The organism is Ornithinimicrobium avium (assembly GCF_003351765.1).
Lineage (GTDB): Bacteria > Actinomycetota > Actinomycetes > Actinomycetales > Dermatophilaceae > Ornithinicoccus > Ornithinicoccus avius.
The window spans coordinates 3725109-3739667 of record NZ_CP031229.1 but is presented as its reverse complement, the minus strand read 5'-3'; the positions used below and the strand labels follow the sequence as shown (position 1 = coordinate 3739667).

The 14559-nt window shown below is 71.8% G+C and carries 13 protein-coding genes; 11 read left to right on the top strand and 2 right to left on the bottom strand.

Going from position 1 to position 14559, the window contains the following annotated elements:
* Positions 1–65 precede the first annotated feature (65 nt).
* The 6 genes from DV701_RS17270 (at position 66) to DV701_RS17245 (ending at position 6706) form a co-directional block, all read left to right on the top strand.
* Positions 66–1076: an ABC transporter permease gene (locus DV701_RS17270; protein ID WP_114930175.1), complete on the top strand. Its 1011-nt coding sequence runs from the start codon at positions 66–68 to the stop codon at positions 1074–1076.
* A gap of 11 nt (positions 1077–1087) precedes the next feature.
* Positions 1088–2029, top strand: a complete 942-nt coding sequence (locus DV701_RS17265) for an ABC transporter permease (protein ID WP_114930173.1) — start codon at positions 1088–1090, stop codon at positions 2027–2029.
* 9 nt (positions 2030–2038) lie between these two features.
* On the top strand, positions 2039–3145 hold the full coding sequence (locus tag DV701_RS17260) for an ABC transporter ATP-binding protein (protein ID WP_202863578.1): 1107 nt from the start codon (positions 2039–2041) through the stop codon (positions 3143–3145).
* Positions 3142–4308: an ABC transporter ATP-binding protein gene (locus tag DV701_RS17255; protein WP_114930171.1), complete on the top strand. Its 1167-nt coding sequence runs from the start codon at positions 3142–3144 to the stop codon at positions 4306–4308. The genes DV701_RS17260 and DV701_RS17255 overlap by 4 nt, the downstream gene beginning before the upstream one ends.
* A 9-nt stretch (positions 4309–4317) precedes the next feature.
* Positions 4318–5046 carry a type 1 glutamine amidotransferase gene (locus tag DV701_RS17250; protein WP_114930169.1) on the top strand — a complete coding sequence of 243 codons (729 nt, stop codon included), beginning with the start codon at positions 4318–4320 and terminating at the stop codon, positions 5044–5046.
* A gap of 76 nt (positions 5047–5122) precedes the next feature.
* Positions 5123–6706 (top strand): cation:proton antiporter domain-containing protein, encoded by a 1584-nt coding sequence (locus tag DV701_RS17245; protein ID WP_114930167.1) that lies wholly within the window; start codon positions 5123–5125, stop codon positions 6704–6706.
* Positions 6707–6712: 6 nt separating this feature from the next.
* On the opposite strand, the gene DV701_RS17240 is transcribed toward DV701_RS17245, so the two are convergent.
* Positions 6713–7612 (bottom strand): universal stress protein, encoded by a 900-nt coding sequence (locus DV701_RS17240; protein ID WP_162803109.1) that lies wholly within the window; start codon positions 7610–7612, stop codon positions 6713–6715.
* Between the two features lie 159 nt (positions 7613–7771).
* On the opposite strand from DV701_RS17240, the gene DV701_RS17235 reads away from it, so the two are divergent.
* The 4 genes from DV701_RS17235 (at position 7772) to DV701_RS17220 (ending at position 13233) form a co-directional block, all read left to right on the top strand.
* Positions 7772–9991 carry an NADP-dependent isocitrate dehydrogenase gene (locus tag DV701_RS17235; RefSeq protein WP_114930162.1) on the top strand — a complete coding sequence of 740 codons (2220 nt, stop codon included), beginning with the start codon at positions 7772–7774 and terminating at the stop codon, positions 9989–9991.
* Positions 9992–10106: 115 nt separating this feature from the next.
* Positions 10107–11348 (top strand): MFS transporter, encoded by a 1242-nt coding sequence (locus DV701_RS17230; RefSeq protein ID WP_228255098.1) that lies wholly within the window; start codon positions 10107–10109, stop codon positions 11346–11348.
* Between the two features lie 125 nt (positions 11349–11473).
* On the top strand, positions 11474–12982 hold the full coding sequence (locus tag DV701_RS17225) for a molybdopterin-dependent oxidoreductase (protein WP_114930160.1): 1509 nt from the start codon (positions 11474–11476) through the stop codon (positions 12980–12982).
* Positions 12982–13233, top strand: coding sequence for a hypothetical protein (locus DV701_RS17220; protein ID WP_114930158.1), 252 nt, complete (start codon positions 12982–12984; stop codon positions 13231–13233). The genes DV701_RS17225 and DV701_RS17220 overlap by 1 nt, the downstream gene beginning before the upstream one ends.
* A 79-nt stretch (positions 13234–13312) precedes the next feature.
* Here the strand turns inward: DV701_RS17220 and DV701_RS17215 are convergent, their stop codons facing one another.
* Positions 13313–13753: an RpiB/LacA/LacB family sugar-phosphate isomerase gene (locus tag DV701_RS17215; RefSeq protein ID WP_114930156.1), complete on the bottom strand. Its 441-nt coding sequence runs from the start codon at positions 13751–13753 to the stop codon at positions 13313–13315.
* A gap of 195 nt (positions 13754–13948) precedes the next feature.
* Between DV701_RS17215 and DV701_RS17210 the strand changes: the two genes are divergently transcribed.
* On the top strand, positions 13949–14557 hold the full coding sequence (locus DV701_RS17210; protein WP_114930154.1) for a class I SAM-dependent methyltransferase: 609 nt from the start codon (positions 13949–13951) through the stop codon (positions 14555–14557).
* Positions 14558–14559 lie beyond the last annotated feature (2 nt).

Below are 14559 nucleotides of genomic sequence, written 5' to 3'. Positions count from 1 at the left end.
GCCCCTCCCGTCTGGCATCCTGCCCCTACCGCCGGCCCGGCTCCCCGCCCGGAAGGATCCCGCACGTGCTGAAGTTCATCATCCGGCGCAGCCTGCAGATGGTGCTTGCGCTGTTCATGCTCAGCCTGCTGCTGTTCGCCTGGCTGCACGCGCTGCCGGGCGGACCGGTCAGCGCGCTGCTCGGCGAGCGCGGCAACCCCGAGGCGGCCGCCGACCTGCGCGCCCAGCTCGGCCTGGACCAGCCGCTGCCGGTGCAGTACTGGCAGTTCCTGCAGCGTGCCTTCGCCGGCGACTTCGGCATCTCCACCGGGGTCTTCGCCGGGCAGCCCGCCATGCGGGTCTTCCTGGACCGCTTCCCGGCCACCATCGAGCTGAGCGTCCTGGCGCTGATCTTCGCCCTCGTGATGGCTGTCCCCCTGGGCTACGCCGCCGCGCGCCGACGCGGGAGCGCGCTGGACACCTCACTGGTCATCTCCTCCCTCGTCGGGGTCGCGGTCCCGGTCTTCTTCCTCGCCTTCGTCCTGAAGTACTTCTTCGCCGTCCAGTGGGGCGTCCTGCCTCCCTCGGGCTACCAGACGGCGGGGCTCAACGCCACGAGGGTCACCGGGTTCGGGCTCCTCGACGGCCTGCTCACGCGCGAGTGGGACGCCGCCTGGGACACCTTCAGGCACCTGCTGCTGCCGGCGCTGGCGCTGTCCTCCATCCCGTTCGCGGTGATCTTCCGGATCACCCGGGCCTCGGTGCTGGACGTGCTCGACGAGGACTACGTGCGCACCGCGCGGGCCAAGGGTCTGACCGGGCGGGTCATCCGCAGCCGGCACATCATGCGCAACGCCCTCATCCCGGTCGTGACGATCATCGGCCTGCAGGTGGGTGCGCTGCTGGCCGGTGCGGTCCTGACCGAGAAGGTCTTCGCCTACCCCGGCATCGGGCAGGCGCTGGCGCTCGGCTTCGAGAAGCGCGACTACCCCGTGCTGCAAGTGGTCATCTTCATGGCCGCGCTCATCTACATCGTCGTCAACCTCCTCGTGGACATCGCCTACGCGGTGATCGACCCACGGGTGCGCACCAGGTGAGGGGCCGGACCGTGAAGACCTACGGGCAGACGAAGAAGGACCGGATCGACGCCCTCGCCGAGGCCGGGGCGCTCGACGACGACAAGGGCGTGAGCCTGCTGCGCTCGGCGTGGCTGCGGTTGCGCACCGACCGCGTCTTCCTCTTCGGACTGGTCATCATCGTGCTCTTCGTGCTGCTGGCGATCCTCTCGCCGTGGATCGCCCCGCACGACCCGGCCGAGCGGCTCCTCATCGGAGAGGTGAGCCGGCAGAGCAACCCGGTGCCGCCGCCGCAGGACGGCTTCCCCCTCGGCGCCGACGACCGTGGGCGCGACCTGTTCTCCCGGCTGCTCGTCGGTTCCCGTCAGACGCTCATCGTGGGCGTGCTCGCCACGCTCGGGGGACTGGCCGGCGGCCTGACCCTCGGGACGCTCGCCGGCGGCATCGGCGGCTGGATGGACTCCGCCGTGATGCGCATCGTCGACGTCATGCTCTCGATCCCCTCCCTGCTCATGGCCTTCTCCCTGGCCGCGGTCCTCAAGCCCTCGCAGTGGAGCGTCATCCTTGCCATCGCGGTCATCCAGGTGCCGATCTTCGCCCGGCTGCTGCGCGGCTCGATGCTCGCCCAGCGGCACAGCGACCATGTGCTCGCCGCGCGCGCCCTGGGCGTCCGCCCCGCCGCCATCGTGTTCCGCCACATGCTGCCCAACTCGCTGGGGCCGGTCATCGTCCAGGCCACCCTCGTGCTCGCCGTGGCCATCATCGACGCGGCCGCGCTGTCCTTCCTCGGCCTGGGCAACCCCGACGACACCCGGCCCGAGTGGGGCCAGATGCTCGGCCAGGCCCAGCCCTACTTCAACTCCTTCCCGCACCTGGCGGTCTACCCCGCCCTGTGCATCATCGTGGTGGCGCTGGGCTTCACGCTCATGGGTGAGTCGCTGCGCGAGGCCCTCGACCCCAAGTCCCGTCGCTGAGGAGGACACGTGAGCGCCCAGCCCAGCACCACCGCATACCCCGGAGGCTCCGACGCCCCGCGTGAGCCGCTGCTGTCCGTGCGCGACCTGGCCGTCACCTTCGGCCGCGGCGCCAAGAGCTTCCGCGCCGTCGACGGTGTCAGCTTCGACGTCGCGCCCGGCCAGACGGTCGGCCTCGTCGGCGAGTCCGGGTGCGGCAAGTCCGTCACCTCGCTGGCGATCATGGGGCTGCTGCCGGCCCGCGGCAACACCGTCACCGGCAGCGTGACCTTCGCCGGGCAGGAGCTGCTGTCGATGTCGACCGCGCAGCTGCGCGACCGCCGCGGCAAGGACCTGGCGATGATCTTCCAGGACCCGCTGTCCTCGCTCAACCCGGTCGTGCCGATCGGCGTGCAGGTGGCCGAGGTGCTCCAGCGGCACAAGGGGATGAAGCGCGGCCCCGCGCAGGAGCAGGCGGCGGTCATGCTGGAGAAGGTCGGCATCCCCGACCCCACCCGGCGGCTCAAGGAGTATCCCCACCAGCTCTCCGGCGGCATGCGTCAGCGCGCGCTCATCGCCATGGCGCTGGCCTGCGAGCCGCGGCTGCTCATCGCCGACGAGCCGACGACCGCCCTCGACGTGACGATCCAGGCCCAGATCCTGGCTCTGCTCAAGGAGCTGGTCCAGGACAGCGGGACGGCGCTGATCATGATCACCCACGACCTCGGGGTCGTGGCCGGGCTGTGCGACGAGGTCAACGTCCTCTACGCCGGTCGGATCGTGGAGCGGGCCCAGCGGCACGACCTCTTCGCCGCGCCCCGGCACCCCTACACCGGCGGCCTGCTGGCCTCCATCCCGCGCCTGACCGAGGAGCGCGGGCGCCGGCTGACGCCGGTGCCCGGGTCGGTCGCCGACAACATCCCCTGGGACTCCGGGTGCGCCTTCGCACCCCGCTGCGCCAACGAGATCGCGGTGTGCCGCGAGCGCACCCCCGAGCTCGTCGCCGACCGCGAGGACCTCGGGGCCGACCGGCTGCTGCGCTGCCACAACCCGCTGGAGTCGCACCCGCTGGACGACGACGCTCGCACCGACACCTCGAGCACCGACACCTCGAGCACCGAGGAGGACCCGGCATGACCACCACCGAGCGCGAGGAGGGGACCGCCCCCGCCGCGAGCGAGGGCGTCCTCGTCCGGGCCCGCGGCGTCAAGGTGCACTTCCCGATCAAGAAGGGACTCGTCTTCGACCGCACCGTGGGCCACGTCTACGCCGTCGACGGGATGGACCTGACGATCCGGCGCGGGGAGACCTACGGTCTGGTCGGCGAGTCCGGCTGCGGCAAGTCGACCTTCGGCCGGGCGCTGCTGCAGCTCGAGGAGCTCACCGAGGGCGAGGTGGACTTCGACGGCACCGACCTGGCCTCGCTCAAGGGCGAGGCGCTGCGCGCCCAGCGCCAGCACATGCAGATGGTCTTCCAGGACCCGCTGGGCAGCCTCGACCCGCGCCAGACCGTCGAGCAGCTCCTGCTCGAGGGCATGAGGGCGCACGGACTGGCCAAGGACGGCGCCGCCGCCCGGGGACGGCTGGTCGAGCTTCTCGCTGCCGTGGGCCTGCCCCGCAACGCGCTGAGCAAGTATCCGCACGAGTTCTCCGGCGGCCAGCGACAACGGGTCGGCATCGCCCGCGCACTCTCGGTCGACCCGGAGCTGATCGTCGCCGACGAGCCGGTCAGCGCCCTGGACGTCTCCGTCCAGGCCCAGGTCATCAACCTCCTGGAGGACCTGCAGGGGGAGTTCGGGCTGACCTACCTGGTCATCGCGCACGACCTGGCCGTCGTGCGGCACATCAGCGACCGCATCGGGGTGATGTACCTCGGGGCCCTCGTGGAGGAGGCCGACGCCGACGACCTCTACGCCGAGCCGCTGCACCCCTACACCCGCGCGCTGCTGTCCGCGGTCCCCGTCCCCGACCCGGTCGTGGAGGACACCCGTGAGCAGATCCTCCTGGTCGGGGACCTGCCCTCCCCCGCGGACCCGCCGTCGGGCTGCCGCTTCCACACCCGGTGCCCCTGGCGCCAGGAGACGAGGTGCGACGACGAGCGCCCGCTGCTGAGGACGGTGGAGCTGCCGGGAGTGCCGGACTCGCACCGGGTGGCCTGCCACTGGGCGGAGCAGATCGCCTCCGGGCAGCTGCAGCGGCACCAGGTGGTGCCGCAGGACGTGACCGACCCCACCGAGGCCTCGGCCGGCGGCGACGACGCGTCCCTCGGCGCCAAGGGCGTCACCGACGCGACCGGCTGAGCGGGAGCGGTGACCCCCCAGGAGGCGGCCGGGGCGCCCGGCAGGACGACGGTGCTGGTCGTCCAGCAGGACGACGGTGACCCCCTCGGCCCGGCGCGGCGCTGGCTCGCCGAGGAGGGCGTGGGCTGCGAGGTGCTCGAGGCGCACCGGGGCGCTCCGGTGCCGGGTCGGGTGCGCGGTCGCTCCGGCCTCCTCGTGCTCGGCGGCGAGGCCGGCGCCACCCAGGACGAGGCACACCCCTGGCTGGCTCCGGTGCGGGACCTGATCGCCACGACGGTGGCCACCGGCCTGCCCTTCCTCGGCGTCTGCCTGGGCCACCAGATGGCCGCTGTCGCACTGGGTGGACGGGTCACGCCCAACCCGCACGGGCCGAGCCGCGGCCTGCTCCCCTGGGGGCCGACCGTCCCGGGCCGTGGGGACCCGCTGACCTGCGCCCTGGAACCCGGCAGCGACGTGCTGCACTGGAACGACGACGTCGTCGTGGAGCTGCCGACCGGGGCGGTCGCCCTGGGCAGCTCCCCGGACGGCACCGTGCAGGCCGCCCGGTACGCGCCGCGCGCCTGGGGCGTGCAGTTCCACCCCGAGGCCGCCGCCGAGGTGGTCCAGGGCTGGGGGCACGCTGCGCCCTCGCCGAGCGAGCGGGCGACCGTGACGGCCCTCCGGCAGCGCGAGCACGAGCTGCACGCGGCCTGGGCGGCACTCGTGCGACGATTCGGGCAGCTCCTGCACGAGGGTTGAGCGACCGCATACCGGCAACGCCCGACGATGGAAGAATCGGTGGCAGGGCCGGACCGGCCGGCACGAGGAGGTGACCGTGGGCGACGTCGCCTTCTTCCTCGCCGCGACCTTCGCCGCGGGCCTGCTCATCTCGCTGCTGCGGCTGCCCGCGCTGCTCGGTTTCCTGGTCGCCGGCTTCGTGCTGTCCGCGGCGGGCGTCCGCGAGCTGCCCTACCTGGACTTCATCGCCGAGCTCGGCGTGGTCCTGCTGCTCTTCGGGATCGGCCTGAAGCTCGACGTGCGCAACCTGCTCTCCCGAGAGGTGTGGGTCACCACGGTCGGCCACGTCGCGCTCTCCGTCGCCGCCGGGACCGGCTTCCTGTGGCTGCTGGCCCTCGTCGGCTACCCGCTGCTGGCGGGCCTGGCGCCCGGCACCCTCGTCCTCATCGCCTTCGCGCTGGCCTTCTCCTCCACCGTCTTCGTCATCAAGGTGCTCGAGGACAAGAACGAGCTGGAGACCTTCTACGGGCGCGTCGCGATCGGGATCCTCGTCATGCAGGACATCGTGGCGGTCGTCTTCATCGCCACCGCCGAGGAGCGCCTGCCCAGCCCGTGGTCCGTGCCGCTCGTGCTCGCGCTGCTGCCGCTGGGCTGGCTCGCCCGACGCATCTGGGGCCACATCCGTCCCGGCGAGCTGCAGGCACTCTACGGTCTTGCCCTGGCGCTCGGCGGCTTCGCCGCCTTCGACGCGGTCGGTCTGGAGGGCGACCTCGGCGCCCTGGTCGTCGGTATGCTGCTCGCCGGCCACCGGGCGGCCGGCGAACTGTCCGACCAGCTCTTCACGCTGAAGGACCTGCTGCTCGTCGGGTTCTTCATCTCGATCGGCTACGGCGGCCCGGCCACCACCTCGACGGTCGGGCTGGGCCTGGCCATGCTGCTCCTGCTGCCGGTGCAGGTGCTCATCTACGTCTGGCTGCTCGACCGGCACCGGCTGCGGCGACGCACCTCGGTCAAGGCCGGGCTGCTGCTGGGCAACTACTCCGAGTTCGGTCTCATCGTCGTCGCCGCGGCCGTCTCCGGCGGTCTGCTCGAGGAGAGCTGGCTGGTCGTGATGTCGGTGGCGGTGGCGGGCAGCTTCGTGCTCGCCACGCTGGTCAACGCCCGCTCCGACACGGTGCTGGCCCTGGCACGCCGGATCATGCCGATGCACCCGCCCGAGGACGTGCACCCGCACGAGCGGCCGATCTCCTTCGGCACGGCCCGGGCGGTCGTCATGGGGATGGGGCGGATCGGGCACGCTGCCTACGACCAGCTCCAGGACACCTACGGGCTGGAGGTCCTCGGCGTGGAGAACCGCACCCACCGGGTCGAGGACCTGCAGGCCCACGGGTTGGCGATCGTCGAGGCCGACGCCGCCGACGGCGACTTCTGGTCCCGCCTGGAGTCGTCCCACCAGGTGGACATCGTGGTCCTCGCCATGCCCTTCCACGGCGCCAGCAGGCTGGCGCTGGAGCAGCTCGTGGCCAGCGGCTACACCGGCGTCGTCGCCGTGGTGGCTGGCTACGACTCCGAGGTCTCGTCCTTCGTCGAGCTCGGCGCCGACGTGGTCGTCCACGTCTTCGAGGGTGCGGGTGCCACGCTCGCCGAGCGCGCGGCCGAGGCGCTGTCCGACCGGGGCTGAGGCCGGTCAGCGACGGGTGGCGGTGACCACCGCGACGGGGCTGGCCGCCGAGCGCATCACGCGTTGGGAGACAGAGCCGAGCAGCCTGCCGCGGACGCTTCCCATGCCGCGGCTGCCCATGACGACCAGGTCGACCTCGCGAGACAGGTCGACGACGGAGCTGACGACCGGGCCGCGGCGCACCGCCAGCTCGACGTCCACACCGGGATGCTTCTCCAGCGCCGGGCGCAGCGCGTCCTGCAGGACGGCCCGCCGGTCCTCCTCGATCTTCTGCCACTCGGGGCTGTCCGGCTCGGTGACGACGTAGCCGTCGACCACCTCGAGGTACCAGGTGCTCAGCGCCACGAGCTTCTTGCCGGTGACCGCGGCGTACTCGACCGCGGCGCGCGCCGCCACCCGGCTGTCGTCGCTGCCGTCGACCGCCACGGCGATCCGGTCGTGCACGAGCGAGTCCACGTCGACCTCGGGGTTGACCACCACCACGGCGACCGTCGCGTGCGCCGCCACGCCGATCGAGGTGGTCCCGAGGACGAACTCCTCGAGGGGCCCCTTGCGACCGGTGCCGACCACCAGGACCGAGGCCTCCTGCTGGTGCTCCAGCAGCGCGCGCACCGGCGAGCCACGCTCCACGACCACCGAGGCCTGGATGCCGAACTCCTCGCCCAGCGCCTCCACCCGGTCCCGGATCTGCTCGCCCCGGGTCTCCTCCGCCTCCAGCAGCATCGTGATGTCCGGTGCTCCCGCGCCGGCGGCCCGTGCCGCCAGCGCCTCCGGCTCGCTGGCGTGGACCACCAGCAGCCGTCGGCCCGTCGTCCTCGCGTGCATCGCCGCCCAGCGCAGCGCCGCACCGTCCGTGCCACCCCCGTCCGCCCCGACCACCACGGGCCTGGTCTGCTCCGTCGCCACTGCCGCCACCTCCGTGTACTACGAATCGTCGCAGCCAGTCTAGCCGCCGGGGCGCGCCGGCTGGCGACCACCCGCGGCGGCACGGACGGCTCGGCATGCCCCGTTTAGTAGCCTCGTCCTCGACAGCCCCCGCCCCGACGTCACGCAGGAGACCCACCCGTGTCCACGATCATCTACACGCGCACCGACGAGGCACCGCTGCTGGCGACCTACTCGCTCAAGCCGGTCGTCGAGGCCTTCGCCGGTGCTGCCGGCATCGACGTGGAGACGCGGGACATCTCGCTCGCCGGCCGGATCCTCGCGCACTTCCCGGAGCGGCTCACCGACGCGCAGCGCCGGCCCGACGCGCTCGCCGAGCTCGGCCGGCTGGCGACGACGCCGGAGGCCAACATCATCAAGCTGCCCAACATCTCCGCCTCCGCGCCCCAGCTGCGCGCGGCGATCGCCGAGCTGCAGGCCCAGGGCTACGACCTGCCCGACTACCCCGAGTCTCCCGCCACCGACGAGGAGCGCGAGGTCCGTGCCCGCTACGACAAGCTCAAGGGGTCGGCGGTCAACCCGGTCCTGCGCGAGGGCAACTCCGACCGTCGGGCCCCTGACGCGGTGAAGAACTACGCCCGCAGCCGCCCGCACTCGATGGGGACCTGGGACTCCGACAGCCGCACCCGGGTGGCGACCATGGGCGAGCACGACTTCGCCACCAACGAGCAGTCGGTGATCATGCCGGCGCCGGACACGCTGACCATCAGCCACGTGGCCGCGGACGGCACCCGGACCATCCTCAAGGAGTCGCTGCCGGTGCTGGCCGGCGAGGTCGTCGACGCGACCTTCATGCAGGTCTCGGCGTTGCGCACCTTCCTCGCCGAGCAGGTGTCGGCGGCCGCTGCCGAGGACGTGCTCTTCAGCCTGCACCTGAAGGCGACCATGATGAAGGTGTCGGACCCGATCATCTTCGGCCACGCCGTCGAGGTCTTCTTCGCCGACGTCTTCGCCCGGTACGGCGCCCAGCTCGACGCCGCCGGGCTGTCCTCCAGCGACGGCCTGGGCGGGATCCTCGCCGGCCTCGACGCGCTCGGCGACGACGCGGGCGAGGTGCGCGCCGCGATCGAGGGCCGCCTGCGCGAGCTGCCCCGCCTGTCGATGGTGAACTCGGACAAGGGCATCACCAACCTGCACGTACCCAGCGACGTCATCGTCGACGCCTCCATGCCCGCGATGATCCGCAACGGCGGCAAGGTGTGGGGACCGAAGGGCGAGGTGGACGACACCATCGCGGTGATCCCCGACTCCTCCTACGCCGGCGTCTACCAGGTCGTGATCGAGGACTGCAAGGCGCACGGCGCCTTCGACCCGACGACGATGGGCTCGGTGCCCAACGTCGGCCTGATGGCCCAGAAGGCCGAGGAGTACGGCTCGCACGACAAGACCTTCGAGATGGTCGCCGACGGCGCGGTCCAGGTCCTCGACTCCGCGGGCACCGTGCTCATGGAGCACCAGGTCTGCGCCGGCGACATCTGGCGCGCCTGCCAGACCAAGGACGAGCCGGTCCGCGACTGGGTCAAGCTGGCGGTGAAGCGGGCCCGGGCCACGGGCGACCCGGCGGTCTTCTGGCTCGACCCCGCCCGGGCGCACGACGCCAACCTCATCAGCAAGGTCGAGGAGTACCTGCAGGACCACGACACCGATGGGCTGGACATCAGGGTGCTCTCCCCCGTCGAGGCCACGAAGCTGTCCGTCGAGCGCATCCGCGAGGGGAAGGACACCATCTCGGTGACCGGCAACGTGCTGCGCGACTACAACACCGACCTGTTCCCGATCCTGGAGCTGGGCACCAGCGCCAAGATGCTCTCGGTGGTGCCGCTGATGAACGGCGGCGGCCTGTTCGAGACCGGCGCCGGCGGCTCGGCACCCAAGCACGTACAACAGCTGCAGCAGGAGAACTACCTGCGCTGGGACAGCCTGGGCGAGTTCCTCGCGCTCGCGGAGTCGCTGCGCTTCCTGGCCGAGCGCGACGACAACCCCAGGGCGCGCGTGCTGGGCGACGCCCTGGACCGCGCCACCGAGCGGGTGCTGACCGAGGACCGTTCCCCGGCGCGCAGGCTGGGCGAGATCGACAACCGCGGCAGCCACTTCTACCTCGCCCTGTACTGGGCGCAGGCCCTCGCCGAGCAGACCGAGGACGCCGAGCTGGCCCGGCGCTTCGCCCCCGTCGCCGAGCAGCTCTCGGCCCAGCAGGACACCATCGCCCAGGAGCTGCTGGACGTGCAGGGCTCCCCGGTCGACCTCGGCGGCTACTACCACCCGGACGAGGAGAAGGTCGCCGCTGCGATGCGCCCCTCGGCCACCTTCAACGCCGTCATCGACGCCCTGCGCGGCTGACGGCATCCCCGGCTGCGCACGGTTCACCGCGCGGAGCCGAGCGTGGGTGCAGCGGGGCCCGTCCGGGCCGGCCCCGATGCGGCTGGGCTGGCGTCAGAGTGATAGGACTACCCGGGTGACGTCGCCCCCGGACCAGCCCCGCCGCCGGGGCTCCGGCATCGGACGCGACGGGGTCGGCGCCGGTCTCGCCCTGCTGGCCGTCGTCCTCATCTCGGTCAACCTGCGTCCGGGCGCCTCGTCGCTGGGACCGGTCCTGGCCGAGGTCCGCGCGGGGCTGGACATGAGCCCGGGCACGGCCGGTCTGGTGACCGCGCTGCCCGGCCTGTGCTTCGGGGCGTTCGGGGCCCTGGCCGTCGGACTGGCCCGGCGCGTCGGGATGACCGCGGGGATCAGCCTCGGGCTGGCCGCCGTCGTCGTGGGGCTGGTCGCCCGTGCCACGACCTCGTCGGTCGCCCTCTTCCTCCTCGCCACCGCACTCGCACTCGGGGGCATGGCGCTGGGCAACGTGCTGGTGCCCGCCTGGATCAAGCGGCACGCCCACGACGGCGGGGTCCGCCTGATGACCTTCTACGGCAGCGGGCTGACCCTGGGCGGAGCGGTCGCGGCCGCCCTCGCCGCCCCCGTCAGCGACGCCTCGGCGCTGGGCTGGAGGGCGGCCCTGGGGGTATGGGGCGTGGTCGCCGTCAGCGCCCTGGTCCCGTGGGTGCTCATCGCCCGCCGCGAGCACGGAGACCCGGCCGACCACCGCGCCGGCGCCTCGAGCACCCCCGTCAGTCTCTGGCGCTCGCCCACCGCGGTGGCCCTCACCGCCCTCTTCGGGATCCAGGCGATGAACGCCTACGTCCAGTTCGGCTGGCTGCCGCAGATCTATCGCGACGCCGGCCTGTCGGCGACCTACGCCGGAGTGCTGATGTCGCTGCTCACCGCGCTGGGGATCGTCGGAGGCCTGATCATGCCTACGGTGATCGCCCGCTCCCGCACGCTGGCGCCCTGGATGGTGGCCTTCGGGCTGCTCGTCATCACCGGCTACGCCGGCCTGCTGCTGGCCCCCGCCCACCTCCCATGGCTGTGGGCCGTCATCCTCGGCCTGTCCGGCTTCGCCTTCCCGACCGCCATCGCGCTGATCACCGCCCGCTCACGCGACCCGCGCGTCACCGCGCAGCTCTCCGGGTTCGTGCAGCCCGTGGGCTACGTGCTCGCGGCCGTCGGCCCGTTCACCGTCGGCATCATCCGGGACCTCACCCACGACTGGACCCTCGTGCTCATCCTCCTCATGGCCAGCGGGGTGCTGATGACCCTGGCCGGCCTGCGGGTCTCCACGCACGTCTTCGTCGACGACGAGCTCGACCGGTCCTGATCGCCAGGCGGCGTGCGGTCGGCACCGACACGCACGACGGGAACGGTTCGTCAGAATCCGCTATTTCAACTACACTCCGTAGGAGTTGGGCTCGTCGAGCCCCCCTAGCCTCGGAGAAAGCCACGATGAACCCCGACTTCCCCCTGTGGTTGCGCGCCTCGCACCTGATCAACTTCGTCCTCATCGGCATGCTGCTGCGCTCGGGCTGGGAGATCCTGTCCTCGCTGCCCCGCCTGTGGTGGCGCAAGGACTGCGCCCCCGGGACGGAGTGGCTGCGGTTCACCCGGCGCCAGCTGCCCAAGGAGGAGGGCGTCTACACCTCGCTCATGGACGAGAAGTCGCTCTCCCCGCTGATCGGCCTGCCGGGTCGGGAGAACGTCGGCCTGGGACGGCACTGGCACGGCCTGTCGGTGATGCTCTGGGTGCTCAACGGCATCATCTACGTCGGGCTGCTCTTCGGCACCGGCCTGTGGCGGCGCATCGTGCCCACCTCCTGGGACGTGGTCCCCGAGGCCTGGGAGTCGCTGAAGATGTACGTGTCCTTCCAGACGCCCTCCATCGAGCACTACCAGCCCTACGACGCGCTGCAGATGCTCGGCTACACCTTCGTCATCTTCGTCCTGGCGCCCTTCATGATGCTCACGGGCGTCGCGATGGCCCCGGCGATCCGGTCCCGCTACCCGTGGTACGTGAAGTTCTGGGGCGGTCACCAGGGCGCCCGGTCCCTCCACTTCATCGGCATGGTGCTGATGGCCGGCTTCGTCGTCATGCACGTCGGTCTCGTCTTTCTGGTGCACCGCGAGTACAACCTGGTCCACATGGTGTTCGGCGACGTCGACACCGCCCGCTACGCGCAGGCCTTCGTCATCATCGTGTCCACCATCGTGGCGGTGGTCCTCTTCTGGATCGCGCTGAGCTACCTCACGCTCGCCGACCGCGTCCGCGCCCACAAGTTCCTGGTGCCCACCACCGAGATCGGGCGCCGCATCTTCCTGAACTGGATGCGGCCGCGCAGCGCCGAGCAGACGACCTACACCGACGAGGACATCTCCGAGTTCCACTGGACCAACGGGCTGCCCCCGACCGAGGAGGAGTCCCCGGAGTGGATCGCAGCCCGGGACAACGACTGGGCGGGCTACACCATCGCGGTCGGGGACGGGCTGACCGGCACGAGCCGGGAGCTCACCCTTGACGAGATCCGCGAGCTGCCGCAGGTCTCCTACATCGCCACCCACACCTGCATGCAGGGCTGGTCGGCCACCAGCCGCTGGACCGGTGTGCGGCTGGTGGACCTGCTCCCGGAGCGTCCGGAGGGTGCCAACTACGTGCTGGTCGAGTCCTACGGGCTGGCCCAGAAGATGTACGACAACCGGCCTCGAGAGCCCTTCTACGCCGCCTACGACCTGGAGACGGTCTACGAGGCGGACACCATCCTGGCCTACGAGCGCAACGGTCGACCGGTCGACATACACCTCGGCGGTCCGGCGCGGATGCGCGTAGAGTCCAACCACGGTTACAAGCACGTCAAGTGGGTCCGCTCGATCCGGTGGATCGCCGACTACGCCGAGTACGGCGACGGTCGTGGCGGCACCCGCGAGGACTCCGCCCTCCAGGCGTTCAACGGAAGGATCTGATGGACGAGACCGAGGACCCCATCGTCTCCACCACCTTCGCGGTCGAGGGGGTGCGCTCCGAGAGCGAGGTGCGCGAGGCCCTCCAGGCGCTCTACGACGTCTTCAGCGAGCTGGGGCTGGGGCAGGCGACCTTCGAGGTGACCGGGAGCGAGGTCGCCCAGCTGTTCGTCAAGCACAAGAGCTCGGTCAGGCCGGACCGGGTCGCCATCGCCCAGGCGCTCTCGACGGTCGGTGCCCGCGTGGTCGACTGACCACCGGTCCACCGCACCCGACGAGGCCCGCACCGCCATCTCGGCGGTGCGGGCCTCGTGACGTCCCGTCCGTGCGGGGTCAGCGCGCCTCGTGCGCGGTGATCTCCTCCAGCCTGGGTGCGTAGCTGCCGGCCGGGTCGTGGCGCAGGTCCAGCCACACGTCCAGCAGCGCGGTCGCCGCCGGTGCAGCGATGACGTTCTGCCCCATGCACAGCACCTGGGCGTCGTAGTTCTCCACCGAGCCGCGCACCGTCACCAGGTCGTGCGCGGTCGCGGCCCGCACGCCCGGCACCTTGTTGGCCGCGATGGTCGTCCCCAGGCCGGTGCCGCAGACGAGCACGGCGCGGTCGACGCGGCCCTCGCGCACCGCCTCGGCGACCTGGAAGGACACCTCGGGGTAGGTGATGTCCGCGGTCGACAGGTCGACGACCTCGCTCACCCGCGGGTCGTCCTCGAGGAAGGCCCGCAGCGCCTCCTTCAGGACCGCCCCGTTGCCCGGTGCTCCGACCGCGATACGCATGCCGTGTCTTCCCTTCCCGTCGAGGTCCGGCGGCCGGTCGGGCCGGCACGGCCGAAATTTCTTACCCATTGTAGTAGCCGGCGACCGGGCATCCCGGCCGGCGAGCACAGGAGCAGTGCCGGCCGTCGTACGGTATGGCGTGCGGGTCGCAAGGATCCCTTCGACCAGGCGGACGACGGCGAGCGGGAGGCAGGGATGACAGACGACGGGGTGGCGAGGGCCTACGGCACGCGAGCGGCCGAGCTGGCCGGGATGCTCGGCTCCGTGGTCTCCCTGCAGGACCCCGACCGCGCGGTGATCGAGCCGTGGGCCAAGACGGTTCGAGGCCGCATCCTCGACGTCGGATCGGGGACGGGGCGCTGGAGCGGACGACTCGCCGACCTCGGGCACGAGGTCGAGGGCCTCGAGCCCGTGGACCGCTTCGTCCAGATCGCGCGGCGGGCCCATCCGAGCGTGACCTTCCGGCGGGCGGCGCTGGCCGATCTCGCCGGTTCCGAGGAACGCTGGTCCGGGGTGCTCGCGTGGTACTCACTCATCCACCTCGGCCCCGAGGAGCTCCCGACGGCCCTGTCCACCGTGCGCACCGTCCTGGAGGACGGTGGCTCCCTCCTGCTCTCCTTCTTCACCGGGCCGCGCCTGGAGGCCTTCCCGCACCCGGCGACCACGGCCTACCGGTGGCCCATGGGCGACATGACCCGGGCGGTCGAGCGGGCGGCCTTCGAGGTCATCGACGCGCAGGAGCGGTCCGAGCACCTCCATGCCCACATCCGGGCGCGGACGCGCCGCCTCGGCCCCTTGACGTGATC

Coding starts and splice junctions, on each gene's coding strand:
- DV701_RS17210 (WP_114930154.1), top strand. CDS start 13,949: ATGACAGACGACGGGGTGGCGAGGGCCTACGGCACGCGAGCGGCCGAG.
- DV701_RS17215 (WP_114930156.1), bottom strand. CDS start 13,753: ATGCGTATCGCGGTCGGAGCACCGGGCAACGGGGCGGTCCTGAAGGAG.
- DV701_RS17220 (WP_114930158.1), top strand. CDS start 12,982: ATGGACGAGACCGAGGACCCCATCGTCTCCACCACCTTCGCGGTCGAG.
- DV701_RS17225 (WP_114930160.1), top strand. CDS start 11,474: ATGAACCCCGACTTCCCCCTGTGGTTGCGCGCCTCGCACCTGATCAAC.
- DV701_RS17255 (WP_114930171.1), top strand. CDS start 3,142: ATGACCACCACCGAGCGCGAGGAGGGGACCGCCCCCGCCGCGAGCGAG.